At 44.7% G+C, this 25,522-nt stretch carries 21 protein-coding genes; 6 read left to right on the plus strand and 15 right to left on the minus strand.

All coding sequences use genetic code 11. The features are described from left to right. Positions 1 to 173 precede the first annotated feature (173 nt). A complete protein-coding gene (locus QUB26_RS25580; protein WP_333320270.1) occupies positions 174 to 299 on the plus strand; it encodes a hypothetical protein in 126 nt (41 codons plus the stop codon). A 50-nt stretch (positions 300 to 349) separates the two neighbouring features. Next, positions 350 to 1,372, plus strand: a complete 1,023-nt coding sequence (locus QUB26_RS25585) for an Npun_R2821/Npun_R2822 family protein (protein ID WP_333245985.1) — start codon at positions 350 to 352, stop codon at positions 1,370 to 1,372. Between the two features lie 3 nt (positions 1,373 to 1,375). Here the strand turns inward: QUB26_RS25585 and QUB26_RS25590 are convergent, their stop codons facing one another. The 4 genes from QUB26_RS25590 to QUB26_RS25605 all read right to left on the minus strand — a co-directional run bounded on the left by QUB26_RS25590 (position 1,376) and on the right by QUB26_RS25605 (position 6,320). Further along, positions 1,376 to 2,326: an NAD-dependent epimerase/dehydratase family protein gene (locus tag QUB26_RS25590; RefSeq protein ID WP_333245987.1), complete on the minus strand. Its 951-nt coding sequence runs from the start codon at positions 2,324 to 2,326 to the stop codon at positions 1,376 to 1,378. A gap of 201 nt (positions 2,327 to 2,527) precedes the next feature. Beyond that, complete coding sequence (locus tag QUB26_RS25595; RefSeq protein WP_445299641.1) at positions 2,528 to 2,968, minus strand: hypothetical protein; 441 nt, start codon at positions 2,966 to 2,968, stop codon at positions 2,528 to 2,530. Positions 2,969 to 3,061: 93 nt separating this feature from the next. Next, positions 3,062 to 4,738, minus strand: a complete 1,677-nt coding sequence (locus QUB26_RS25600) for an AarF/ABC1/UbiB kinase family protein (RefSeq protein ID WP_333210330.1) — start codon at positions 4,736 to 4,738, stop codon at positions 3,062 to 3,064. Between the two features lie 424 nt (positions 4,739 to 5,162). After that, the gene (locus QUB26_RS25605; protein ID WP_333320272.1) at positions 5,163 to 6,320 is read right to left on the minus strand and encodes a DegT/DnrJ/EryC1/StrS family aminotransferase; all 1,158 of its coding nucleotides are present in this window, start codon (positions 6,318 to 6,320) and stop codon (positions 5,163 to 5,165) included. A gap of 127 nt (positions 6,321 to 6,447) precedes the next feature. Between QUB26_RS25605 and QUB26_RS25610 the strand changes: the two genes are divergently transcribed. Then, positions 6,448 to 7,227 (plus strand): ABC transporter permease, encoded by a 780-nt coding sequence (locus tag QUB26_RS25610; protein ID WP_333320274.1) that lies wholly within the window; start codon positions 6,448 to 6,450, stop codon positions 7,225 to 7,227. A 178-nt stretch (positions 7,228 to 7,405) separates the two neighbouring features. Then, a complete protein-coding gene (locus QUB26_RS25615; RefSeq protein ID WP_333245993.1) occupies positions 7,406 to 8,044 on the plus strand; it encodes a Uma2 family endonuclease in 639 nt (212 codons plus the stop codon). Positions 8,045 to 8,103: 59 nt separating this feature from the next. Here the strand turns inward: QUB26_RS25615 and QUB26_RS25620 are convergent, their stop codons facing one another. The 5 genes from QUB26_RS25620 to QUB26_RS25640 all read right to left on the minus strand — a co-directional run bounded on the left by QUB26_RS25620 (position 8,104) and on the right by QUB26_RS25640 (position 15,416). Beyond that, complete coding sequence (locus QUB26_RS25620) at positions 8,104 to 9,993, minus strand: hypothetical protein (RefSeq protein WP_333320276.1); 1,890 nt, start codon at positions 9,991 to 9,993, stop codon at positions 8,104 to 8,106. 159 nt (positions 9,994 to 10,152) lie between these two features. Then, positions 10,153 to 10,827, minus strand: coding sequence for a nitroreductase family protein (locus QUB26_RS25625; protein ID WP_333245996.1), 675 nt, complete (start codon positions 10,825 to 10,827; stop codon positions 10,153 to 10,155). Between the two features lie 261 nt (positions 10,828 to 11,088). Next, the gene (locus tag QUB26_RS25630; RefSeq protein WP_333053807.1) at positions 11,089 to 12,075 is read right to left on the minus strand and encodes a GntR family transcriptional regulator; all 987 of its coding nucleotides are present in this window, start codon (positions 12,073 to 12,075) and stop codon (positions 11,089 to 11,091) included. A 209-nt stretch (positions 12,076 to 12,284) separates the two neighbouring features. Beyond that, positions 12,285 to 13,847, minus strand: a complete 1,563-nt coding sequence (locus QUB26_RS25635) for an adenylate/guanylate cyclase domain-containing protein (RefSeq protein ID WP_333245998.1) — start codon at positions 13,845 to 13,847, stop codon at positions 12,285 to 12,287. Positions 13,848 to 14,027: 180 nt separating this feature from the next. Then, positions 14,028 to 15,416: an aminopeptidase P family protein gene (locus QUB26_RS25640; protein WP_333053805.1), complete on the minus strand. Its 1,389-nt coding sequence runs from the start codon at positions 15,414 to 15,416 to the stop codon at positions 14,028 to 14,030. 395 nt (positions 15,417 to 15,811) lie between these two features. Between QUB26_RS25640 and QUB26_RS25645 the strand changes: the two genes are divergently transcribed. After that, entirely contained in the window at positions 15,812 to 16,255 is a 444-nt protein-coding gene (locus tag QUB26_RS25645) for a DUF4332 domain-containing protein (protein ID WP_333245999.1), read from the plus strand. Between the two features lie 29 nt (positions 16,256 to 16,284). Next, entirely contained in the window at positions 16,285 to 16,644 is a 360-nt protein-coding gene (locus QUB26_RS25650) for a Spx/MgsR family RNA polymerase-binding regulatory protein (protein ID WP_333053803.1), read from the plus strand. Between the two features lie 2 nt (positions 16,645 to 16,646). Here the strand turns inward: QUB26_RS25650 and QUB26_RS25655 are convergent, their stop codons facing one another. The 6 genes from QUB26_RS25655 to QUB26_RS25680 form a co-directional block, all read right to left on the minus strand. Then, positions 16,647 to 17,063, minus strand: coding sequence for a GNAT family N-acetyltransferase (locus tag QUB26_RS25655; protein ID WP_333246001.1), 417 nt, complete (start codon positions 17,061 to 17,063; stop codon positions 16,647 to 16,649). Positions 17,064 to 17,168: 105 nt separating this feature from the next. Further along, the gene (locus QUB26_RS25660; protein ID WP_333053801.1) at positions 17,169 to 17,768 is read right to left on the minus strand and encodes a Uma2 family endonuclease; all 600 of its coding nucleotides are present in this window, start codon (positions 17,766 to 17,768) and stop codon (positions 17,169 to 17,171) included. A 308-nt stretch (positions 17,769 to 18,076) separates the two neighbouring features. Beyond that, a complete protein-coding gene (locus QUB26_RS25665; RefSeq protein ID WP_333246009.1) occupies positions 18,077 to 19,630 on the minus strand; it encodes an NAD(P)H-quinone oxidoreductase subunit N in 1,554 nt (517 codons plus the stop codon). Between the two features lie 435 nt (positions 19,631 to 20,065). Continuing rightward, the gene (locus tag QUB26_RS25670; protein WP_333244845.1) at positions 20,066 to 21,079 is read right to left on the minus strand and encodes a poly(ethylene terephthalate) hydrolase family protein; all 1,014 of its coding nucleotides are present in this window, start codon (positions 21,077 to 21,079) and stop codon (positions 20,066 to 20,068) included. 285 nt (positions 21,080 to 21,364) lie between these two features. Next, positions 21,365 to 22,741 (minus strand): response regulator, encoded by a 1,377-nt coding sequence (locus QUB26_RS25675; RefSeq protein ID WP_333320278.1) that lies wholly within the window; start codon positions 22,739 to 22,741, stop codon positions 21,365 to 21,367. Then, positions 22,738 to 25,522, minus strand: a 2,785-nt coding sequence (locus QUB26_RS25680) for a PAS domain S-box protein (RefSeq protein WP_333320280.1), incomplete at its 5' end; no start/stop codon positions are given. The genes QUB26_RS25675 and QUB26_RS25680, both read right to left, overlap by 4 nt.

Here is a 25,522-nt window from a genome sequence, read left to right on the forward strand (position 1 = left end):
GAAGCTAAGTGTCGGTTTTCCAAAAAAACAATACATCATATCATACTTTTGTATACTTGCAAAATCGGGATGCTCCCAACCAAACTTAGTGCAAAAAATATTTCTTGCTTTGAGTAGGTGAGGATAAACTCATATGTTGTATCATTATCAACAAGCTTGGAAGAACAGGCAAGATGCCTGTTCCACAATTCATAAATTTTGTTGTGTTTTTGAGACCAAACAAGCTTGGAAGAACAGGCAAGATGCCTGTTCCACAATTCATAAATTTTGTTGTGTTTTTGACACCAAACAAGTTTTGAATGAGTATAATTCTTCAATCTAAAATCTAAAATCTAAAATCTAAAATCCGATGACTGATGGCATTTATATTCTAGCAAACGATGTTGTTTTTGACCACTTAGTCGCTTTATTGAACAGTCTCGAAGTCAATGGGGCAAAAAATATTCCTGTTTGCATCATTCCCTATGATGACAGAATGAAAAAAGTGCGAGTAGAAATTGCAACTCGTCCTCATGTCACCCTGTTTGAAAATACCGATTCCATCATTTTATGGGAAGACTTTGCGACTCAAGTTTGGAAAACTCATGCAAAAGCTCAAAAAGTATGGAAATCTCAAGGTTGGAAACCAGTTCAATGTTTGGAAATGCACCGAAAATTATGTTGTTTCGACGGCCCTTTTGATAAATTTATCTATTTTGATGCAGACACTCTGTTAATGGGTTCTCTAGATTATATTTATCAAAAACTTGATGATTTTGATTGGGTAGCAAACGATTTTCAATACAAATCCGACCTCAATTATATATTTGATTTGTCCTCCCCCAAATTACCTCAAATTTTAAATATTGACGAACTGCAATCTCATACTTTTTGTGCGGGTTGGTTTGCGTCAAAAGCGGGGGTTTTAAATCGAAATAATTGCTCTCAATTTTTAGAAAAATTAACATCAGGAGAAGCGGAAATTATGTCTTTGCGGGGGGCTGACCAATCTTTACTTAACTATTTAGTCGCCCGCAGCAAAATATCTTTTTACAACTTTGCATATGCTGAACCCGAACAGGTAACGGGAAATCATTGGTCTTCTCAATTTGATGTGATAGATGATGTTTTATATGATAAAGGACGGCGGCTTACTTATTTGCATTACATGAGTATTTCGGCTGCAAAGTTTACTCGCTTGTGTGCTGGTGAAGATGTGGAGATTCCTTACCGAGATGTATTTCTGCATTACCGCTATTTGAATTCGTCGGAAACACAGCCAAAACTCGTGCCTCCAAATGTGTTGGTTCGCTTGGGGAGAAATCTCAAAAGTTGGGGAATTAAAAAACTTAATAATGTTCAATTTAAGTTGCGGAATTTTGGGGATAAATAGTATCTAACTGTACAAAGACTGAATCCACTCCCATTCGCGCCTCAATCCTTCTTCTAGAGCAACCTGCGGCTGATAACCTAAGATTTTCTTGGCTTTAGACACATCCGCGCTAGTGTGTCGGGCGTCTCCCCTCGCAGCTTCGGTAAAATCTATGCGAATAGGTCGATCGACAATTCTCTCTATTGTATCAATAACTTCCTTCAAAACCACCCGACTTCCCCCACCAATATTAAAAACTTCCCCCGCAGCTTCGGGAACCTCAGCCGCCGCTAAATTCGCCGCAACGCAATCGCTGATAAACGTAAAATCCCGCGTTTGCAATCCGTCGCCGAAAATAGAAATCGCCTCATCAAACAAAATCGACTTAAAAAACTTGTGAAAAGCCATATCGGGGCGCTGTCTCGGCCCGTAAACAGTAAAATAGCGCAGCGAAGTAGTCGGAATGCCAAAATTTTTGTAATAAAGTCCGCACAAACGTTCACCGGCTAACTTCGTAATTCCGTAGGGAGAAACCGGCTGCGGACAAGCATTTTCATTCGTGGGAAAAGATTCAGCATTGCCGTAAATTGAAGAAGAAGAAGCATAGACAAACTTTTGCAATCTTGGCGCATCTTTAGCCGCTTCTAACAATACTTGAGTGCTGTTAATATTGCGTTCCGTATAGCTGCGAAAACCGTCGCCCCAGCTAGCACGAACTCCTGCTTGCGCCGCCTGATGAAATATCACCTTAGCATCAGATAAAAGACCACGCCAATTTAGAGACAAAATATCGCCTTCCACCAATTCAAAACCCGGATACTTTTCAAATCGTGCAATATTCTTGCGCTTGAGAGCCGGATCGTAATAATCGTTGAACTCATCAACACCAATTACCGTCTCCCCTCGATTTAAAAGAGTTTCTACTAAGTTAGAGCCAATAAATCCCGCCGCACCTGTAACAATTAAAATACTCATTCGATTTTAGATTTTAGATTTTAGATTTTAGATTTTAGATTTTAAAAATTTTACACAAATTATTGCCTAAGTTGTCATCTTCTTCTTTGTCTTCCTCTGCGTTCTCTGCGTTCTCTGCGGTTCAAAAAGCATCAAATTAGGAGAATCTTAGACAACTATCAACCTCATTCCTTCTCAGAAAAGAGGGTTGATAGTTAAATTTCATTGTTCAAAAGAATCCAAATCCAGCGCTTGAGAACCTCCGCGTTCTAGCTCGATCAAAAGCTTACCCAACTGAGTCCAAACTAGCCAACCCGTGAGTACCGTCAGCGGCAAGGCTAGCGCATAACAAAGTAGTTTGGGGAAGCCAAAAATCTCCATCCCAGAAGCTAAAAATACGCAAATACCGCCCGCCATTCCCAGAAAAGGTATGACCAATTGCAGCCTTGGCAGGTTAGCCAAGGTGCGAGTAGAACGATTTTTAGACCACTGTTGTACGGATTGTTTGAGAGTTGCTTCAAATGCTACGCCGGAAGCCATACCTGCTAGTAATCCAGCCGACATTAAAAAATAGGGAGGTTCTGGAAAATAATACACGAATAATTCCTTAATTTGGGTAATAGGAAATGGGGAATTGGGCATGGGGCATTGGGCATTGGGCATTGGGCATTGGGTATTGGTTGTTAGTTATTAGAACCAACAACTAACAACCAATAAATAACCAATGACTAATGACTAATGACCAATGACTAATGACTAAAATCGAGTTAGCGCGGCTGCTCCTGCTGTGGAAAACTCCGTCAAAGCGCCTAGAGCAACGTTGAACAGGCGACTGGGCTGCAAATCTTCCTTGACTAAGTTCCACAGGCTGCGAACTTCTTCGGTGTGGATTCGATCGTCCTCAATCAAAGCTAACATTAGCTGGCGTCTCAAAAACGAGCCTTCCTCGGACAGCAAAAATTGCAAGCCTAGTTGGGCGGTGGGGAGCAAGTCGAAACTGCGATCCGATCGGGCGATCGCGATCATGTCCTCTAACCTGTTCCACTGGAATTTGCCATCTTTGAATAATACCTCAATCAGACGCCGCCGCAGAGCCGGAGATTCTCCGTTCAACAAACGTCGCGCTACATAAGGATACGCCACCTCGACTATCTTGAAATTCGGATTCAGCGTCAGGGCCAAACCTTCTTCTGTCACCAGAGAGCGAATAATTAAGGCAAATTTCGCCGGCACCCGGAAAGGATAATCGTACATCAACTCCGAAAACTGGTCTGTAATCGTCTTGAAGTTAAAATCTGACACCTTTTCGCCGACGATATCACCCAGTACAGATTCCAACGCCGGGACGATCGGCATAATATCTGTATCTGGAGTCAAAAAGCCAAGTTTGACAAAATCCTTGGCTAACTGTAAGTAATCTTTGTTGATCAAATGAACGACAGAATCAACCAAAGTTTCTTTAGTTGTTTCTTCCATCTGATCCATCATCCCAAAATCAATGTAAGCCATGCGGCCGTCCGCTAAGGCAAACAGATTTCCCGGATGGGGGTCAGCGTGAAAAAATCCATGTTCCAGCAACTGTCGCAAACCGCTGCGGACTCCGACTTCAATTAAACTATCGGTATCCAAACCTGCGGCTTTAACACTTTCCATATCTGTCAGCTTGATGCCGTCAATCCATTCAAGAGTCAGAACGCAATTTGAAGTATAGCGCCAGTAAATGCTCGGAACTTTTACTGTCGGGTCGTCGGCAAAATTTGTCGCAAATTTCTCGGCGTTGCGGCCTTCATTGATATAATCAATTTCCTCGAACAATTTGATACCGAATTCATCGACGATTAAACAAAGGTCGTGACCGAGATTCAGCGGCAGCAACGGGCCCAACCATCCAGCGGCCCAGCGCATTAAGTAAAGGTCAAGGCTCAATACGGGCAGCAAATTCGGTCGCTGAACCTTGACTGCTACTGCTTCCCCGGTGAGGAGGCGAGCTCGGTAGACTTGACCAAGACTTGCCGCGGCGACAGGTTCGGGGGAGATTTCGCTGTAAGTTTCGCTAATTTTGCGATCGAGTTCCGCTTCAATAATCTCGAAAGCGCGCACCGAGTCAAACGGCGGCAATTGATCCTGAAGTTTGATCAATTCTTCGAGAAAGTCTTTGCGGATCAAATCCGGTCTGGTAGAAAGTGCTTGGCCGACTTTAATGAAAGTGGGGCCCAAGCGAGTGAGTATTTGTCGTAGGTGGGTGGCCCGTTCCGGCTGGTGTGCTGCGACTTCATGCTGCCAACTGTCCCACAGCATCCCCAGAACGAAGCCTGCAAAAGACCAAATAACGGTAATTGCGCGCCAAATTGCTTTCCAAGGACGTTTGCGGTAATACTGAGCGATCGCTTGTGGATCGTAGCGTCTAGCCTGAGTGAATTGATACTGAGGCACTCGTTTATTTTCCTCTTATCTTCTGAAAATTACAGGTTAAATTGAGAATTGGGCATCGGCCATCGGGCATCGGGCATTAGGCATCAGGCATTGGGCATCGGGGATTGGAAGTCGAAAGTTCAAATATTATTTATTCTTCGTTCTTCGTTCTTCCTTCTTCGTTCTTCCCTTTTTCCTCTTCCTTCTTCCTTCTTCATCATTGACCGATCGCACTGCAAGTTTTAGGCGAGCGGAAAATGCACCCGTTCGAGGCGGATTGCTAGCCTAAATTTGTTTCTTTTCATTAAATATAGTACATAAAAGTACAAGTGATCGGTCAAAATACTTAACCGTTCTCCCTGAACGCTGCACATTCTCACACCACTGCAACCCTGCAATTCTTTTCTCCTCCTGCATTTCCCTCGCTGATGCCATCGCGCCAAAGCTACCGGATGCGATCGGCCTTTGCCAAGCAATCTTTCAGCCCATAAATCGTCCGCTCTTGTTGATCCCTCGACAGTTCCGGGAACATCGGCAAAGACAAGACTTCGCGACAAACTTGCTCAGCCTTTGACAACTGACCTGCTTGATAACCCAAAGATTTGTAAACAGGTTGCAGGTGCAAAGGTAACGGATAGTAAACCATCGAACCGATGCCAGCTTCCTGCAACTGAGCCCGCATCCAATCTCGAAAATTGCCAGAGGGATTTTGGGCGTCTTCTGGACTTGTCAGCCGGATCGTGTATTGATTCCAAACTCCTTTTGCGAACGGCAATTCTTTGGGGACGGCAACTCCGGGCACGCGGGAGAGAAATTCGCTGTAAAGTGTCGCTTTCTCCCGTCGCTGCGCGTTCCAACTGTCGAGATACCGCAATTTAATACTGAGAATCACCGCTTGCAGGGCATCTAAACGGCTGTTGTAGCCGATTTCTTCGTAGAAATACCTAGAAGACTGTCCGTGTTCTTTGAGCACTCGCATCGAAGCTGCCAGGGCTGGATCGTTTGTCGTCACCGCGCCACCGTCACCGCAAGCGCCTAAGTTTTTGGTCGGATAAAAACTGAAGCAGCCGACATGGCCAATGCTGCCGACTTTTCGAGACTGCCACTCGGCCCCGACAGATTGGGCGCAATCTTCAATTACGGCTAAATTGTGCCGAGTCGCAATTTCCATCAGCCGAGTCATGTCTACCGGTTGGCCGAAGATGTGCACTGGCATAATTGCCTTGGTTTTGTCGGTAATTGCCGCTTCGAGGAGCTCGACATCCAGATTAAAAGTATCGCTGTCAATATCGACAAATACTGGAGTCGCACCGACGGCGCTAATTGTCTCAGCCGAAGCAAAAAAGGTAAAAGGAGTGGTAATCACTTCATCGCCGGGGCCAATTTTGAGAGCTCGCAAAGCCAAAATTAGCGCATCGGTGCCGGAGTTACAGCCAACGCACTCGGAAACTCCCGTGTAGTCGGCGAACTCTCGTTCAAAACTCTTGACGGCCGGGCCGCCTACGTAGCCGCCAGAGGCAAGCACTTTTTGCACCGCAGCGGTTATTTCGTCGCCAAGGAGCGCGTATTGGCGGGTTAAGTCGAGGGGGGGAACATTATTCACTTTTGACACCACAAATTTCAAGCATTATCAAAGCAAATTCTTGCAGCAAAACTGTTTCTCAGAAACCTTTATTGCAATATCTTATATTTGGACAGGCAAACAATCACATTATCGAAAGGGTGGGCCGGTGTTAATTCTGCTAGATTTTACAGATTTGGGTTGGGCTTTGGGGATGGTGGCGATCGCGATCGGGCTTTCGGCGTGGCAGCAATTGGGATTGGAGGGGGCGATCGCGATCGCCGCAGGGCGCACCCTGATCCAGCTAATCTTAGTCGGGTACGTGCTCGCAGTCATCTTTGACCCGGAGGGGAAAAATCCTTGGCTGGTTTTAGCAGTTTTAGCAATCATGCTGACAACAGCTAGCATGGTTGCCAGCAACCGCATCAGCAAAAAAATCAAGAACTTACTGCCCTTAGTTTGGGGTTCAATTTTGATAAGTACGGCCTTGACTCTCGCCTATACAAACTTGCTAATTTTGCAACCTGACCCTTGGTACGAACCGCAATACCTGATTCCCTTAGCGGGTATGATTTTGGGCAATGCGATGAACTCTGGGGCGATCGCGGGCGAAAGACTTGTCAGTACAGTTAATAGCAGCCAGTTAGAAATAGAAACCCATTTAAGTTTAGGTTCCACGCCACAGCAAGCAGTAAAGCAGTACCGCAAAGATGCCATCAAAGCTGGATTAATCCCGCTTTTAAATACAATGACGGTGGTAGGAATCGTAACTTTACCCGGAATGATGACAGGTCAAATGCTGAGCGGTGTCAGTCCTCTCGATGCAGCATCTTACCAGATTTTGATTATGTTTGTGTTAGCGCTGGCAACTGTAATCGCAACTCTGCTGTTGACTGAGGGATTGTCTCGGAAGTTTTTTAATCAAGATGCACAATTGATCAAATGGTAATTGGGAATTGGGAATTGGGCATTGGGCATTGGGCATTGGGAATTGATAATATAATGTAGGTAGGAACTTGTATGTGGCAGTATTTTTATGAACAGGCAAGATGCCTGTTCCACAAAGAGTGAGTTATCTTGTGGGGTGGGCTTCTAGCCCGCCCTAGCCATCACTAAGGAGAATAACCATGATTCAAACAGCAACTAAAACGCTAACTTTTGAAGAATTTGCGGAATGGAAGCCACAAAACGGACGTTATGAACTGCACAATGGAGAGATTGTTGAAATGTCACAGCCATTAGGAGACCATGAAGAAGTTATCGGTTTTTTAGCCTCAGAGTTAACTGCTGAGTTTAGAAAGGTAAAACTTCCGTACTTCATCCCCAAACAAGCATTAGTTAAGCCACTGGAAAACGAATCAGCTTATTCGCCCGATATTCCGATATTAAATCGCCCCAACTTAGCGTCAGAACCTATGTGGAAAAAATTCTCAACCGTGACTCAAGGAGCATCAATTCCGCTGGTTGTTGAAGTAGTTAGTACCAACTGGCAAGATGACTACATCAAAAAAGTAGGGGAATACGAACTAATCGGGATTCCCGAATACTGGATTGTGGATTATCTCGGTTTGGGCGGCCGGAGATTTATCGGGAATCCCAAGCAACCGACTATTTCGATTTATCGGTTGGTTGATGGTGAGTATGAAGTTAGTCAGTTTCGGGGAGATGATAGGATTGAGTCGCCAACTTTTCCTGAGTTAGATTTGACGGCGCAACAAGTTTTTCAGGCTGGATTGACTGGGGATGAAATTGCGGGCGATGCGTGAGTGTAAATATTGCGATCGCTCTGACAGATTTTTCGCCCTCACGCACCCTACAACTACAACTATTTCGGTTCGTGGCTCCCAATCCGCTTGCCTTCGCCATCGTACACCTGCATCGGGATTTTGGCGTTTTCGGCGATCGCCTCCAAAGCTTTTTGCAATGTTTGAACGTGCTGTTCTACAGCTTGGCGAGTCTTCACAGCATTGTTGTTGTTTGCTTGAATGAAAGTTTGTTGCAATTTCTGCACGTAACCTGGAGTCATCTGCACGGCAATCAAATCTTTGCTAACAGTATAGTCGCAAATCTTGGGGTTGCCTTTGCAAGTTCTATCTAAATCGGTGCGGGCTTTTTGCAGGTTCCTTTCTTCCTGCAACTTTACTTCTGCTTGCTGCAATGAAGTTGTGTAGGAAGCTATCAGCGGTTGGGCTTTCTGAGAATAGGCAGTTGCCGCCGGCACTTGCTCCGCGTAACTCAAAGCTCTTCGCCAGGATTCTGATGCTTTAAACCAGGCGTTTTTGCCCTCAAAAATTTGAGCTTCCGCTGCTAAAGTCACAGCTTGAGTATAGGCATTTTCCGAAATTCCTTCGACATTTTTGCGCTCGCGAGCTTCGGAAAGTTTGGTTTCGTATTTGGGAACTAACAGTTTAGCTTGTTGGTAAGATGTCGTGTTCGTGGGAATTTCTGATAGGATTATGAGGGCTTCTTCCCAACCTGATTGCACTTGATCCCAAGTCTCGGCTGTCTGAGCTACGGCTTCGCGAGCTTCTGCTATTTGGGCTGTACTTTTGGCCGCGAGCAGCGTTTTTTCCGCTGTTTTCTCTGTGCTTAACTGCCGATTTCCAGTTGCTAAATTCTTCCGGTATTCCTGCTTTTTTTTCTGAGCAAACGGATAAACTGGACTGTCTGCAGGGATTTCTCCGAGTTCGGCGATCGCACGTTGCCACAGAGCTTGCGCTTCCTGTCCGTTCTCGGCAGAATAAGGCGGATTTTGGGTTTTCTGGGCTGCTGACTGTGCGAGGCGCGCTCCATCGATCGCAGAGTTTAAATTCTGATTTTGCTTCCGATAGCTTTCCAAGGCGCTTTGAGCTTCACCACGATGAATTGACCAGGAGGGAATCGGTTCCAAAAGGGCGATCGCCTGTTTTAACTGTTTCTGCGCTTCTTGGGGGCTGTTGGCAACTTTTGAGGTTTTCAGCGTCTTCGTCGAATTCTCGCTCAACTGTTTGGCATTAGCTAAAGCACTACATTCTCCGATGACGCAGGGGCGGCTCAGCATATAATAACCGCCTGCCAAAACTAGCGCCGCGACACTGATGATTCCTACTGCAGCCAGCATCGCAAACGGTGACTGCTTGGGTTTTTGGGCAACTGTTACCGCTTCCATATCCAGCGGATTGAAGGGATTGTCTGCAATATCTGCCGGGATTGCTTGCACGCTGAAGGCGATCGGATCGGAATTGCTGGAACTCTCAGAAAAATTGGGGAAATATTCTTCATCCCACGCATCTTTCTCATCTGTTTCTAACGGTATCTCCTCCTCTACATCCGCCGTCTGTACCACATTTTCTGTTAAGACTATCCCCGTTTCTTCAGCAGGGGGATTCTCGGTTTTTTTGAACAACAGCACTGTTTTTGGTTTTGACAAAACAGGGTTGTGCATGGTAAAAGAATGGAAAGCATAAGGCTGTTTTTGCCCGGTAATTTTTAGGCAAAGTCCAATCTGTTGAATAGATTCTGGTTTTATTTCGAGAATTGCTGCTTCTAGCACCGCAAAAGTCGGTTTGGCTTTGAGAACTAAACTACGCGGGTGTTCTCCCACAACCGTTAAAGATTCATCTCGAAAATCGCAACTAATATAAAGCGGTAAGTTTTTAAATCCGGCTGCTTGCAAGTGTTGCTGCAATTTTACTTCTAGAAGTTGGGCGTTGCTTTGGATCGTTGCTGCTGTCATATTTTCTCCTCTGTCTTATCTCACAAGTTTCGATTTTAGATTTTGAATTTTAGATTTTAGATTGCAGAACAGTCGGGATTTTGGATTTGTTTGAACTTTCACCCCGATTCATTCCAAATCTTAACTCTGAAAATTCAAGTCGCCACAAAATCTTAACTCTCAAATCTCAGCTTGCAAAGCCTGTCCATAACTTTCGCTGTAATAAACTTGAGTCACATCAAAACGTCCGCCATATTGTTTGAAAGGTGCGGCTGCATAACCAAGCGGCAGCAAACAGCAAACATCTACTTCTTCGGGGATTTGAAAGGCTTCTTTCACCTTAGCGCTGACAAAACCTTCCATCGGACAACTGTCTACCCCAAAACTTTTAGCTGCAATCATTAAGTGGGCTACTGCGAGCATTGTATGTCTGTTTGTCCAAGCTTCTAGGGAGTCGAAGCAGGGACGGTTATCGAACAATTGCGGGATTGCTTGTCGCATATAACCGGCTAAATTGTCATTCATTGCGCCTGTGGTTTTGCCCAATTCGATGACGGCTTCGGTGTTTTCGGGGCTGCCGGCGCGCCGATCGCCACAACAGATTAATACTACTGGGGCTTCTACCACTTGGCGCTGATCGAAGGCGCAAGTTTTTAATTTTTCTTTGCTGGCTGCGTTTTGAAGTACGATAAACCGCCAAGGCTGCAAGTTGTAACCAGAGGGCGATCGCACTCCCAATCGCAAAATCTCTGCCAATATTGCTGGGGGAATCGGATCGGGTTGGAAGCTGCGCGCGGCCCGCCGGCTTTCGATCGCCGTTTTAACATTAATTGAAGGTTGGATTTCAATTGTCATGGATAATTGGTAATTGGTAATTGGTAATTGGTAGTTGGGAATTGCGTATCCGGTATCGGGTACTGGAAGTTGAAAGTTACAAGTTCAGTCCTGGACGAATAACCTAATTATTTAGGGTGCGCCGTGGGCAGCTTACGCCCATTAGGAATTGGGAATTATACCAGTTCCCAAAAGGATGCAACTCTAAAGAATATCCCAACCATTATGCAGTCATTCCCAATTTTTTAATCGAAAATCGAAAATCGAAAATCGAAAATGGTATCATCCCAAGCCCAACTCGCGCTTGAGCAAATTAATCGACTTAGATCCGATGTAATTTTCGGAGCATATCAGTTGCGGGGGACGAATAATATCTTCTCTAGCCGCATTGATGGCAGCTTTTACTGTAGCAAAACTCGGTTGGTCGCAAAAAATTGTTCTGGCCGATCGCACGATCGAGTTAATCTTGTACTCGTCTGAAACCAAGGCCGTCATCACCAGCAAATCCTCTCCCCGGATGCTGTGGATGATGACTTCGGTCGATCGTAGCATTCCCGGACTCAGGCTAACGAGACCCAAATAACTGTCTTTCGGCAAACCCCCGACTAGCTGGATTTCCTGGCTGTAGTCATAGATGTCTACGGGAATAACTCGCACTGAACGCGGTGCCGAAATCGATTCTGCTTCTCCGATAAAATATCGACTCGTGATCACAGTTCCCGAAGAGATTTGATCCAAAAAAGTACCTAGCTGTTCCATCGGCACTAACTGTATGGGAATACGGAGAGCTTGTTCGAGTTCTTTCGCCATCAGTTCACCCACGCCGATGTCTTCTGTGGGGGCTGTGACGACCACGCGGGCGCTGCACCTGAGCCGCCAGTCAATTTCGGTCAAAAATAATTCCCTCGCTTGGTTGAGCGTACAGCCCTGTTCCAGCAGTTGATCGATACTTCCTTGTACTATTTTGTTAGCCAGGGGATATTCTTCGAGGATCGGAGATTTGAGTTTGTTGCCTACAACTTCGTTGCCTTGAGCGCGGACGTAAATGCCCGATCCTGCTTGGGCTTCTACGAGTCCGGTATTTTCGAGCTGGCGGTATACTTTGCTGATGGTGTTGCGGTGCAAACCCGTCTGCATGGCTAGCTGTCTGGTGCTGGGCAAGCGGTGTCCGGGCGGAAATTGTCGCGAGGCGATCGCAAACCTGATTTGATTGAATAGTTGGGTGGATGCTGGAATATCGCTATCGGTTTGAATATGAAATTGAACCATTATTAAAGGCTCCGACGACTTCAACTTAGTATTTTTATAAGGTCGAGTACCGCGCCTAGGATTGCTGCGATATCTCTGTCTATAGCATAATCTTATTTGGTTGATCTGCAGCAGCCGTTCTACCGAGCGAGCGATCGCGCCTTCGAGGCGATCGATCGCAGCCTGCAGAGTTTCCTCAACAATCAGGTACTTTCAACTCTTAGCTTTATTTACTCTACAATTTTGAGATCGCTTACTGTTTTTCTACCCGTCAGCAAATAAGTTTGCATTTGCCCTTTACCTTTAATCTCGATCTCGCCACGATCTTCAAATTCATATTTATCCTGCAGTAAGTCATAAGTATAGTGGCTGACTTGAATGCGGCCTGTTATGCCGTGAGATTCCATGCGGCTGGCTGTATTTACCGCATTTCCCCACAAATCGTAAATGAATTTTTTAGTGCCGATTACCCCCGCTACCACCGGGCCGCTATTAATCCCGATGCGGAGGTCAAATTTCGCGTCTAGCTTCACATTTAATTTCTCAATTGCTACTAGCATATCCAGCGCCATTTCGGCGATCGCCTCTGCGTGGTCTGGACGTTCAATGGGAATACCTGCTGCTACCATGTAAGCATCCCCGATCGTCTTAATTTTTTCTAAGCCGTGCTTCTCACTCAGTCCGTCAAAAGCTGAGAAAATTTCATTCAGCAAGTACACTAATTTAGTGGCAGACATGGTAGTAGAAATTTGGGTGAAATTCACCAAGTCAGCAAAAAGAATTGTTGCTTTTTCAAACTTGTCTGCAATTACCCCCGGTTCGTGCTTCAACCGAGTGACAATCGGTTCTGGCAAAATATTTAGCAGTAAACTTTCTGTTTTTTTCTGTTCTTTCATGAGTGCAGACTCCATCTGCCTGCGCTTAGTTATGTCATGAAAAAACACAGAAATGCCGTCGTGAGAAGGAAAAACTCGGACTTCCAGCCACACTTTTAAGGGACGATAATATTTTTCAAATGCCACCCCAATTTGTTTGGCGACAGCTTCATGATACTCTTTATAAAAATCCGAATTCACGAATTCTGGAAACTCTTCCCAAAAATTTTTACCATAAAGTTCTTCCTGCGAGCGCTTCAAAAATTGCGAGCCTTTGTAATTGACGTAAGTAAATCGCCAATGGGTGTCGAAAGCAAAAAAAGCATCGCTCATTCCTTCTAAAAAATTGACAATTTGCTCGTCTGTAGAACGGAGTTTTTCTTCTACTTGTTTGTTCTTGATCTGTGCGCGCTTTAATTTAGTCAGATTTATTCGCAACTCCATCTGGTGAATAATTTGCCGTCCTAAAGTCCGCAGCGCTTCTAGCTGTTGTGGGGTGAGATTACGAGGAACTGTATCTATCGCGCACAAAGTGCCGATCGGATAACCATCAGGAGTTACTAGCGGGGCTCCAGCATAAAACCGAATATTTGGATCGGAAGTTACTAGCGGATTGCCGACAAAGCGATCGTCATCTAGAGCATTGGGTACAACTAGCAATTCGTTGGGATTTAAAATAGCGTGGGCGCAAAAAGCTAACTCTCTCGGAGTTTCTGGCGCTTCCAGACCAACTTTGGATTTAAACCACTGTCTGTTAGAATCTATTAAGCTAACTAAAGCAATCGGAGTGCCGCAAATATAAGATGCTAAAGCTGTTAGATCATCAAAAGCTGCTTCGGCTTCTGTGTCGAGAATGTTGTAGCGGTGAAGTGCTTCTAGCCTCTCTTCTTCGTTGCTGGGCAAAGATGCAGCTTGCATCGGAGGCCGCGAGGATCTAGGTTTACGAACAATGCGTGGAAGTATTAGTGCAGCGAATTTTCTGACTTGCGAGACCACTTTTTTAGCTAATATCGAAAGACTTATTTGCCAACCTTTATTCATCTTTATCTTTTTTCACACCTGATGGAACTGCGTATGTGCGATCTAACTCGGCTCAACTTACGTATTTACCGCAACTAACTCCTCAATCTCTGGAGCTGTTGTGGGCAATTTCCCTGTCAATACTTCTCTACCCTCATCGAGGACAAGTATATCATCTTCTATGCGTATTCCGCGCACATCGGCAAATTTTTCCAACTCCTCCCAGTTCACAAAATCTTCATATTTAGCGCGATTTTCTGGGTGATTTAAGATTGCCGGAACTTGATAAAATCCCGGTTCGATCGATACTAGCATTCCCGGACGCAAAACTCGATTCAACCGCAAAAACCCCAACCCAAACCGACTGCTTCTGGTTCTTCCTTCTTCATAGCCAGCCAAATCGCCTAAATCTTCCATATCGTGAACATCCAAACCGATTAAATGTCCGATACCGTGCACAAAAAATAGCGCATGAGCATCCATGTCCACCAAATCTTCAACATTACCCCGCAAAATACCTAAATCAACTAATCCTTCCGCCATAATCCGAGCAGCTAACAGATGAATGTCTTGATATTCCACCCCCGGACTAATTTTATCAATACAAGCATCGTGTGCTGCCAAAACTACATCATAAATCGCTCTTTGAGTCGGAGAAAACTTGCCAGAAACCGGCCAAGTGCGAGTCACATCAGCCGCCCATCCCGTTGATGTTTCCGCACCGACATCTGCTAACAACAAATCTCCGGTTTGTAGGGGATTGTGATAATGTTCGCTGTGCAGCACTTCTCCATGCACAGTCACGATACTGGGATAGGCATAGGTCATGTTTTTGGAGATGATGACACTTTCCATTGCAGCGCGCACCCCCGCTTCAATTTGAGCATTTCGGGTTGCCACCATTCCCGCTTTGTGAGCTTCTACGGTGACAGCGGCAGCTTGACGCAATTCGGCCAAACTGGCTGCATCGTGGCTCAGGCGCAGAGATATAATTGCCTTGGTTAATTCTAGGTCAATTCCGGTTGGCGATTTGGGCGGTGCGAGAGGGCGATCTAGAATTTCACGCTGTTGCAACTGAGTCCAAGAATCCTGAATTGCGATCGTTGCTGCATTTGTAGATCGCGATTTCAATTCGGCCATTGGGAAAGCAGCATCAGCCCCAATTAGTGCGGCAATTTCTGCTCTTTTCGGCATTTCTCCGTGCCAAAGAGTGCTGCTAGCAGGTGCGTCATCTAAGAACAATTCTAATTTGCCCGATTCTAAGCGAATGGCAGCATTTTCTAAGGGCAAACCAGCAAAATATAAAAAGTGACTGCTGGCACGAAAGGGATAAGTAAGTGCCGGATAATTGCGAGGAATGCTGCGCCCCGACCATAAAATTACCGGAAAATTAATTAAACTGGCCAGTTTTTGCCGCCGTTGGTGTAGAATATTAGTTAACAAATCATCACCTTGTGTAATTGTCATGGGTAAAAACCTATAATTTTGAGTTGGGTTTGCAGTCAGCCACAAGTTTTTGCATTCTCAGCATTAAAGCCCTAAAATTCTGACGGTCAATTTGGCAGCCATTTTTGAGAAAATTCTCATCTGTCACTTATTTTTTGCTAGCATTTATAGGCTGTCTTTTTTATAGTCTTTGTCGTCATCGCCCGGATGATGTGGTTAAGCAGTAAGCCTGAGCCACAGGCAGGAAAACCGGCTGAAAGTGCTACTTTGTAGGAAATTAGCATAATTATCACAACACCCGCAATGAGTCAAATTCCTTGGTCTGGTTTTTGTTGATAGGGTGACGTGAGCGATATCCTCTATTGACTGTTTTATAATTTAGACTTTAAAGTATAAGTAAAATTCACTGAAAAAACATGAAAATTTCTCATAAATCTCCTCAAACTTCTGTGCAACTACGCGATTGGCCGATCGCACATTTACCGGGATTGAGCAAGGAAAACCAATCTCAACTGGAAGAGTGCAGCATCACCACAACCGGACAACTAATTCGCCTGACGAAAACGCAAGCGGCGAAAGTGTTGCTAGCCAATCAATTACAGATTAACATTCAATATGTTAATAAATGGGTAGCGATGGCAAATTTGGCTGGAATTCCAAGTGTAGGGTGTCAGTATTGCGGGTTGTTACTGCACGCCGGCGTTGCTTCTCCGGCTCAATTGGCTCAAATGCCCGTGGAGAGATTGCACCAACAAGTTTTAAGGCTGCACGTAGCGACAATGCAGCGCAATGACTTGACTCCTTCAGTCGATCGCGTGCAAAAATGGGTTCAACAAGCTAGATTAGTCAGTAGTCATTAGTCATTAGTCATTAGTTAGTAGTCATTATTATGTCAATTCAAGTTTACGGAATCCCCAACTGCGGAACCTGCAAAAAAGCTTTCCAGTGGCTCAAAGATAGCGATGTTAATTACGAGTTCATTAACACAAAAGAACAGCCGCCGACTCGCGAAACAATTCAAAGCTGGGTAGCTGCTTTAGGTTTTGAACCCATGCGAAATACTTCCGGTCAATCTTACCGCGCTTTGGGCGATGACAAGAAAAATTGGACTAGCGAACAGTGGGTAGATGCTTTTGCTAAGGATGCGATGCTGCTGAAACGTCCTCTTTTCGTTAAAGATGGAACGGCTGTTTTAGTAGGTTTCAAAGAAGACGTAATTCGAGAAAAATTGGAGCTTTCAAGGGGCTAAGTTCAGCCAGTTGTTCGCCGCAAAAACTTAAGTTCGCCCACATCATCCGAGAAACCCCAACGCTCGTAAAACGGCATCATGTTCGGCAAACAATTAAGATAAAAATGCTCGACAGCTTGCAGTTTGGGATGAGTTAAAACTGCATCCATCAACTTCGCGCCCAGTCCCATTTTTCTGTGTGTCGGCTTGATGATGACATCAAAAATCATGGCTCTGTAGACAAAATCGGTAATGACGCGGGTAATGCCAATTAGTCGATCAGTCTCATCGACAAAACCAATGGTAACATCAGTTGCCGCCAGCATTTTCACAACATCCTCCCGCGTCCGCTTGTCGCTCCAAAACTCGTTTTTGTACAAATCCATCAAGTCGGAAACCTGGCTTTCGGTCAAAGTTTCGACAATTCGGTAGTTATCCATATCTTCCCTCATAAAAATTAGAAGACTAAAGTCCTCACCACCCACCAAGTTATTATTGTTTTACTGTTACCAAGCTAGACATTGCTTCACCCCATAGCATGAAGTTTACTGCTGCACTTCCGTTTCCGGGCTTTCAAATACCACTTTTGCATAAATCTCGCTCATCGACATTTGCACTCCCAAGGAAGCAAAAGAAACTGTTGCTGTCTCTCCCTCATATTCCCGAAATAACCATTCATTTGGTTCGGTTTTAATATATTGTGCGACTAAAAACTCAGATTGATTGACTAACACATATTCACAGAATTCAGGGATAGATCGATAAAACCGAAACTTATCCTCTCGATCGAAATCCTTGGTAGACTTAGAAAGCACTTCCACGATGAGCATCGGATTGAGGATCTCATCACTGCGTCCCTCGGTAAAAACTGGCTCCCCTTCAATCACCATCACATCCGGGTAAGTTCCCCGTCGATACCGAGGAATCCACAACCGCAAATCGTTGTGAAAAAGCTCATAGGGCTGCCCCTCAAGCAAATTTCCCAAGACTCTACTCAAATTTCGGATAATCCGGCTGTGATTAATACTACCACCACTCATTTGTACAATTTCTCCATCGCGGTATTCATTTCTAAACTCAGCAGTTTCCTCTAACTCCCGGTACTCATCTGGAGTATAAAACTTTGCCTTACTTTGTACTAACATTGTTGCCTCTGTACTAACTTTTATCTGCGTTAATCTGCGTTAATCTGCGGTTAAAAATCAATACGGTTCAGTTAAGCCCGATCCCCCCTAGCCCCCCTTAAGAAGGGGGGGACAAGAAATTACTCAAAGTCCCCCTTCTTAAGGGGGATTTAGGGGGATCTCCGAGGAATAAACAGTTTTAACTGAACCGTATTTGGTTAAAAATCATAATTAACAGTATATCACAACAAAAAAGAAACGCCCAACTTCACAGAGTCAGGCGTTTTCCACTATTTCAAAACCAGGAAAAATTAATCCCGGCGAGACACCTAATTCGAGTCAATTTTAGCAGCCACAACAGGTTGCACATAACTCAATGCCGACTGCAACATGGGAGTTTTGGTAACAGCATCATTAGCCAAATTAAACAAAGGGTTCGACAAAATTCCCGCCAATGTTGTCGCCACCAAGGTGAGTACAACGCTGACTTGCAAAGGCCGCATTCCCTGAAGGTTCCAGCGAACTTCGGGATAATTTTTCACCGCGTCTGACATTTCTTGAGGTTCTTTTACTACCATCATCTTGACCACGCGGATGTAGTAGTAAATCGAAACTACGCTGGTAATTAATCCCAGAATAACTAAACCGTAAAGTCCTGCTTGCCAGCCGGCCCAGAACAGATAGATTTTGCCGAAAAATCCAGCCAGGGGCGGAATTCCACCGAGAGAAAGCAGGCAAATACTTAAAGCTAAAGTTAACAGCGGGTCTTTTTGGTACAAACCTGAGTATTCGCTAATTTGGTCGGTTCCAGTCCGCAGCGAGAACAGGATTATGCAGGCGAAAGCGCCCAAGTTCATAAACAGGTAAACCAACAGATAAAATATCATGCTGGAGTAACCGGCTTCTGTTCCTGCAATCAAACCCAGCATCACAAAACCGGCTTGGGCGATCGACGAATAAGCCAAAAGCCGCTTCATGCTAGTCTGGGCGAGGGCAACCACATTTCCTAACACCATGCTGAGAATGGCTAAGGCCGTGAACACGAAGTGCCACTGTTCGATAAGTGCGGGGAAAGCAGTTGTTAACAAGCGGATTGCTAGGGCAAAACCGGCTGCTTTGGAACCGACAGAAAGAAAGGCAACAACGGGTGTAGGAGAACCTTCGTAAACGTCTGGAGTCCATTGGTGGAAGGGAACCGCAGAGATTTTGAAGGCGATGCCGGCGATCGCAAAAACTAAAGCAATCACCAAACCGAGAGATTGACCTTCATTCACAGTAGAAAGGTTAGCAGCGATCGCACTTAACTGAGTTTCGCCGCCCGACAATCCGTACAGCAGCGAAATCCCGTAGAGAAACACCGCCGAAGAAGAAGCCCCAATTAACAAATATTTCAAAGCAGCTTCATTGGAACGCGGGTCGCGTTTTGTGTAACCCGTCAGCAAATAAGACGAGATACTCAGAGTTTCCAACGAAATAAAAATCATCACCAATTCATCAGCGCCGCTGAGGAACATTCCCCCCAAAGTAGCGGTGAGTAAAATGCCGATGAATTCCGCTAAAGCAGTACCAGTTTGCAGTACATAGCGAACGGATATCAAAATAGTGACAGCCGCAGTCAAAGCGATAATTCCGCGAAACACTAAACTCAAGGCATCGCTGTTAAAACCGCCTAGAAACGAGATGGTATCAACGTTATCCCACTGCAAACACAAGGCAGCGACGGCGGCTAGCAAACCCGCAACGGCAACGTAGGGAGTCCAACCAGATGAACTGCGGCCTACGATTAAATCGCCGACGAGAACCACCAAGAGGGTGATGATGACAATTCCCTCTGGCAAGATAGTTCCAGCATTTAGCTGGGCAGCAAGAGTAGCAAAATCCATATTTTCAGGCAGGTTGGGTAGTACAAGCCGCAAAGGCTGTAATGGGCTGTGAACTTGTAAAAATTCTTTACCAAACACAGATTGTAGCGGATTACAGCTTCGCGATCCCACTTGGGCGGGTGTTTGTTGCCGGAGAGTCGGCGGGGAGTCGGCGGGGAGTCGGCGGGGAGTCGGCGGTTGAAACCGCGTCTATACAAACAATGTCTGCCTCCGCAGACTGAAGAATTTAGAGGAATATCATGTCCTAAGAGAACTACCACAATCAGATGGGTTCGATCGTTGGGACTTTACTCAACCGTTATCGATATAGAATTACTGTACATAGATGGTTAACACAATATAGTGCTCGCCGTCTGTCAGATAAGTGATGCCCAATAATAAAAATGTAGGCACACTATCTATTAGCCTTAATCTATCTTACGTTTTTTTAGGTAGCTACTTAGAAGATGGTTTGGGAACTGCAACGGTGGTAACACGGACATTCGGATCGATGGCGTCACCTTGAGAATAAATATAATCAAATGCCGATCGATCTTTAAGCATATGTGCCCGCAAAAATAGCGCGCTCCAACGGGCGATCGTTTCAATACCCACGGCTCGCTCTAAGGTAGCAGTATTGCGATCGGGCATCGCACCAGCGGGGTTATTAACATCGGTAATGCCGAAGTGATTTGCACCCATAACAGTAATCAAAGCTTTGGGTGGTGTTTGAATTTGGTCAAAAGTGCTTTGAGCTCGATCGGGCAGGGCGACACCATCGATAGATCCTTGAATCAACGCCACTGCAATGCCATCATTAGCGATGGGTACAAATTCATTAGCAATAGGATTCCGCAAGTTAGCTCCAAAAAATGCAGCAGCTAATAGTTCTTTCGGGCGCGTAAATGGCTCTTGACACAAATACAATTCTGGGAGACATTTGTTAGCAATCACCGATAACCCCACTGCACCACCAAAAGAATGACCCAATAAACCAAGGCGCTGCGTATCGATAACAGACGCGATCGGAGATGTGGGCTTTGTGTTTTCGATCGCCATTTGAGACAAAACCGCCGCAATTTGCGAAGTTTCCGACGCCAAATTAGGCGGTGAAGTGGGATTGAAGGGCGAAGGCCGCAAATGGTTCGGAACGACCACCACAAAGCCGTAGCGCGCCACATGGCTAGCGTAATCTGAATAAAATGATTTATCTACAAGCGCACCTTGCAATAAAAGCACAATGGGAAAAGAGTAATTACCAGAATTAATATCGGATGGTTTAGGATAATAAATATCAGCTAAATCGTTATTGCCCGATATAGTCGTACTGTAAAAGCTAGTCTCTTTAAATGGCGGTCTATAATCGATTGTTGTCGCAAAAACTTTGCCACCAATGACAACAAACGCAGCAATTACACAAACAATTGCTAGAGTTTTTACTGAAAAAAAATCATGGTTTAAATTCATCATTATTTTGGGTTTGAGAGTGCGTGCATCAGCTACTAAAAAAAAGCAAGTTGGCGACTTGCCATTAAGGGAAATTTGTGTAAAAATTGCCAATCAAATGATATCATGTCCCCTCGATCGCAATTTGTGTAGGGGCGGGTTCACCCACAATACCTGCCAATAATTGACAATCTCAAAAACCCGCCCCGACCGGGATAGTATGGTTAATCGATCGAACATGATATGACTCCTAAATAAACACGATTCCCGATCTTACACCATTTTTGAATACTTGAAGTTTAGTGTGGCTTATAGCCCGACCAAATCCTCTTTATAAAAACCTTTTCTAGAGTGGTAAATCGGAATTTCGATTGCCAATGTCGCCCCTTGATCCGGTATCGAAAAACAACTCAGTTGTCCCCCGTGGTCGTCCACTACAATAGTATAGCTAATCGATAACCCCAAACCCTTCCCTGTTCCCACTGTCTTCGTGGTAAAAAATGGCTCAAATATGCGTTGTTGAATCTCTTCGGTTATGCCGGGGCCATTATCAGTAATATAAATACCCACTTGAAAGTCGGAGAGTAACTTCGTGCAAATAGTAATAGTAGGGATCGAGCTGCTATCATCTACATCATTTGCCCAACGTTTTGGGGATTGCAACGCTTCAATCGCATTAGTCAGAACATTCATAAAAACCTGATTCATTTGCCCCGCGTAGCATTCTATCTTTGGCAGATTATCATACTCTTTTACCACTTTAATTATCGTTTGCTGTGCTTCATCTTTCAGCCGATGCTGCAAAATCATCAGCGTACTCTCAATTCCTTCATGGATATCCACCGCTTTTAACTCAGCTTCATCGAGTCGGGAAAAATTCCGCAGCGATTGCACTATTTCTCCAATTCGATCAGCTCCTATGCTCATAGAAGCAATTAGCTTCGGCAAGTCATTCCTGAGAAAAGCGAAATCGATTGCCTCCAGTTGTTCCTGGATAGCTGCTGTGGGATTGGGGAAATCTTCTGTGTAAAGTTGCACCAGCCTCAGCAAATCTTCAGTGTACTCCCTTACGGGCGAGAGGTTCCCTTTAATGAAACTAATCGGATTGTTAATTTCGTGAGCTACCCCCGCTACGACATTCCCTAAACTTGACATTTTCTCGCTTTGGATGAGCTGAGCTTGTGCATTTTGTAACTGTTGTAGAGCCAGCTCTAGTTGTTGGGATTTATTCCGCTCTTTAGCCTCAGACTCCTGCAATCGCGCATTTTGCTCGTGCATTTTTTTTTGCAAACGCTGAATAGTTAGTTGATTTTCGACACGAGCTAAAACTTCTTCTAAATGAAATGGCTTGGTGATGTAGTCTACTCCTCCCACAGCAAATGCTTTGACTTTATCCAAGACTCGATCTAGGGCGCTCAAGAAAATAACTGGAATACCCGAAGTTCTGCCATCCGCTTTTAAATGTTGGCAAACTTCATAGCCGTTCATCTGGGGCATCGTGATGTCCAATAAAATCAAATCTGGCGGGGTAGAACGCGCTGCTTTTAATGCCATTTCCCCGTTGATTACGCCCCGAACTTTATATCCTTTGTCGCTCAACATAGTCGATAAAAGACGCAGGTTGTCGGGGGTATCGTCAACCACTAAAAGATTGGCAACATGAGATGCTAATTGCTGGCTGTTCATGGGATTATTTGTTCGGTTAAGTCAGTAATTTTATCAAATCGAAAATTATGAATCCAATCGGTGAGAATCTCCGCAGAAAAAGTATCGGATTCAGGGATTGTGGAGACTAAACTTAAAATCAGGCAGGCATCAGCATCGATAGCTCCATGATGTAACTGTCTCACCCAATCCGTAGGCATTGTCGCCAAAGTTGTCCTTAATTTTTCAGTTTTTTTCCCTTCTTTTACACTCAAGTCTTGACCCTCAAGGTGAGATAATGTAACGTTCGGTAAATCTTCATAAATATACTGTACCCCTAAATGTTCAGCCATTTTGGCAAAAATCACTTCTTCTTGAAAAGGCTTGCTCACAAAATCGTCACAGCCTGATGATAAAACAATGGCTCGCTCTTCCTCAAAAGCGCTAGCGGTCAACGCAACAATTGGGGTAGCCTCATCTTGAATCTTGGCTTTAATTTGTCTGGTAGCCTCATACCCGTCTATCACAGGCATTTGCATATCCATCCAAATTAGGTGAGGTTTCCAAGTCTCCCAGATTCTAATAGCTTCTTGACCATTTACTGCTTCGCGCACCTCCAAGCCAAGCGGTTCGAGAAGATCAACCAATAGCAAACGGCTCTCCCATTTATCATCAACCACCAAGATGCGATATGAGGGTTGGTTGGGTTGTAAACCAATTACCCGCCTTCTTGATTGTCGAGGTTGAACTTCAGCCATCTCTGGGGAACTAATTTGGATATCAAAACTAAAAATTGTTCCTCGATGCAAGGTACTGCTGACGGTAATGTCTCCTCCCATCAGTTGTACGAATTGTCGGCTGATTGGTAAACCCAAGCCTGTTCCTTCTTGAGATTTCCGACCTGCGTCAGTTTGCACAAAAGCCTTAAATAAAGAATCTAGCTCAGTAGGAGCAATGCCGTAACCAGTGTCTTCCACTTCAAACGTAATAGTCCGTGGTTCGTTGTCTGTTGGGGACTTTTGTTTCGCACTAATTGCTGCAACCCGAAGCGTCACACTTCCCTTGCTCGTAAACTTTATCGCATTTCCTAGCAGATTAATCAATACTTGACGCAATTTACTTTCGTCAGTTTTTACATACTGAGGAATGTTAGAATCGATGTGCCAACTGAGCTGTAAATCTTTAGAATCCGCTTTAATTTTGAGCATTTCTTCGAGAGAATGGAGCAAATGATACAGGTCAAAGCTAGTAGGATTTAAGGTAATCCGACCTGCCTCTATTTTAGACATTTCCAGCACGTCATTAATCAGCGTCAGCAAATGCTCGCCAGAACGACTAATGATGCCTATCTGTCCCTGCTGTATCTGAGAAAGGGATGAGTCGCGCGCCAGCACTTGGGTAAAGCCGAGAATTGCATTGAGGGGAGTTCGCAATTCGTGACTCATTTTTGATAAAAATTCGCTTTTAGCCTTGTTAGCCGCATCTGCAACTTCTTTGGATTTTTGTAAGGCTGCCTCTGCTTTTTTACTTTCCGTAATATCGCTAGCTGTGCCAGTTATTCCGAGAATTTTTCCCTCGGAATCCCGCAATACAAGTGAATTAAACCGGAGATTGATAGGTCTACTATCTTTAGCTAATTGTATAGTTTCATACTGAAATACAGACTCTCCATTCAGCATACGTTGGAATATCTTTTTATCTTTTGGAAGTTGTTCAGGTAGCTGAAAATCACTAAATTTTCGCCCTATCATTTCTTTAGGCAAGTAGCCAAATATATGTTTTACAGCAGCGTTGACGAAGGTATAACGCCCTTCGATATCAAGTGACCAAATCATATCCTGCGATGTTTCAACTAAGTCACGGTATTTAGCCTCGCTTTCTTTGAGCGCTTCTTCTACCCTTTGACGCTCGGTAATGTCGTTAGTGACTAAGAGAATACACGCTTCTCCACCCAGCTCAATAATATCTGCTGATACCAGCATCTTCCTCACCTCGCCTGATGAAGTACGACAATCGAATTCCTGATTGCGAAGCATTCCTGATTCTTGCAATAGCTGTCTGTATCTGTCACATTCTTCTAAATTACCCCAAAAATTCAAATCAATTGCTGTAAAACCAATTACCTGTTCGCGAGAGTAACTAAAAGTGCTGAGGAAACTGTCGTTCACTTCGATGTAGCGTCCATCTGCGAATCGGGCGATCGCGATCGGGTTAGGACTGGAACGAAAGGCTTTAGAAAACTTTTCTTCAGACTTGCCCAAGGCTCTTTCTGTCTGCATCCTGACAGCCATTTCCAGTTGCAATTCTTGCGTTCTTTCTATAACCTTACGTTCCAGCGTTCGCGAGTATTCCCCTAATTGATCGTAAAGCTGAGCATTTTCAATGGAAATAGCAATTTGGGCAGATAAAAGTTTTAACAATTCTAGGCGATCCGTAGTAAAAGCCCCTTCAGTCAGGTTATTTTCCAAATAAAGAAGGCCAGTCAGCTTACCTTGATGCAGCAGAGGAGTACAAAGAATAGATTTCGGTTGAGTGGCTGCAATATAAGGATCGCGGGTAAATTGTCCCTCTTGAGCCGCATTATTTAACACCACATTTTCCTGAGTGCGAATCACATAATTGGCGATCGCACTTGCAAGCAAAGGAGAACCCCCAGAATCTGCTATCGGATTGAGAGGAAGCGATTGCAGCACACTAACTTCATCCTCCTGCACCGAACCTTCCGCCTCAATCGCCCAGTTTCCCGCTTTTTCTAAAATCAAAAAACCTTTTTGCGCCCCCGCATTCTCGATCGCAATTTTCATCAATCTTTCCAGCAACCTA

This window comes from Microcoleus sp. B4-C1, assembly GCF_036705285.1.
Taxonomy (GTDB): Bacteria; Cyanobacteriota; Cyanobacteriia; order Cyanobacteriales; family Microcoleaceae; genus Microcoleus.

Excerpts from the sequence above, each read along its gene's own strand:
- QUB26_RS25580 (WP_333320270.1), top strand. The coding sequence starts at position 174 with ATGCCTGTTCCACAATTCATAAATTTTGTTGTGTTTTTGAGACCAAAC.
- QUB26_RS25585 (WP_333245985.1), top strand. The coding sequence starts at position 350 with ATGACTGATGGCATTTATATTCTAGCAAACGATGTTGTTTTTGACCAC.
- QUB26_RS25590 (WP_333245987.1), bottom strand. The coding sequence starts at position 2,326 with ATGAGTATTTTAATTGTTACAGGTGCGGCGGGATTTATTGGCTCTAAC.
- QUB26_RS25595 (WP_445299641.1), bottom strand. The coding sequence starts at position 2,968 with ATGCCCAATGCCCAATGCCCCATGCCCAATTCCCCATTTCCTATTACC.
- QUB26_RS25615 (WP_333245993.1), top strand. The coding sequence starts at position 7,406 with ATGATTCAAACAGCAACTAAAACGCTAACTTTTGAAGAATTTGCGGAA.
- QUB26_RS25620 (WP_333320276.1), bottom strand. The coding sequence starts at position 9,993 with ATGACAGCAGCAACGATCCAAAGCAACGCCCAACTTCTAGAAGTAAAA.
- QUB26_RS25625 (WP_333245996.1), bottom strand. The coding sequence starts at position 10,827 with ATGACAATTGAAATCCAACCTTCAATTAATGTTAAAACGGCGATCGAA.
- QUB26_RS25630 (WP_333053807.1), bottom strand. The coding sequence starts at position 12,075 with ATGGTTCAATTTCATATTCAAACCGATAGCGATATTCCAGCATCCACC.
- QUB26_RS25635 (WP_333245998.1), bottom strand. The coding sequence starts at position 13,847 with ATGCAAGCTGCATCTTTGCCCAGCAACGAAGAAGAGAGGCTAGAAGCA.
- QUB26_RS25640 (WP_333053805.1), bottom strand. The coding sequence starts at position 15,416 with ATGACAATTACACAAGGTGATGATTTGTTAACTAATATTCTACACCAA.
- QUB26_RS25645 (WP_333245999.1), top strand. The coding sequence starts at position 15,812 with ATGAAAATTTCTCATAAATCTCCTCAAACTTCTGTGCAACTACGCGAT.
- QUB26_RS25650 (WP_333053803.1), top strand. The coding sequence starts at position 16,285 with ATGTCAATTCAAGTTTACGGAATCCCCAACTGCGGAACCTGCAAAAAA.
- QUB26_RS25655 (WP_333246001.1), bottom strand. The coding sequence starts at position 17,063 with ATGGATAACTACCGAATTGTCGAAACTTTGACCGAAAGCCAGGTTTCC.
- QUB26_RS25660 (WP_333053801.1), bottom strand. The coding sequence starts at position 17,768 with ATGTTAGTACAAAGTAAGGCAAAGTTTTATACTCCAGATGAGTACCGG.
- QUB26_RS25665 (WP_333246009.1), bottom strand. The coding sequence starts at position 19,630 with ATGGATTTTGCTACTCTTGCTGCCCAGCTAAATGCTGGAACTATCTTG.
- QUB26_RS25670 (WP_333244845.1), bottom strand. The coding sequence starts at position 21,079 with ATGATGAATTTAAACCATGATTTTTTTTCAGTAAAAACTCTAGCAATT.
- QUB26_RS25675 (WP_333320278.1), bottom strand. The coding sequence starts at position 22,741 with ATGAACAGCCAGCAATTAGCATCTCATGTTGCCAATCTTTTAGTGGTT.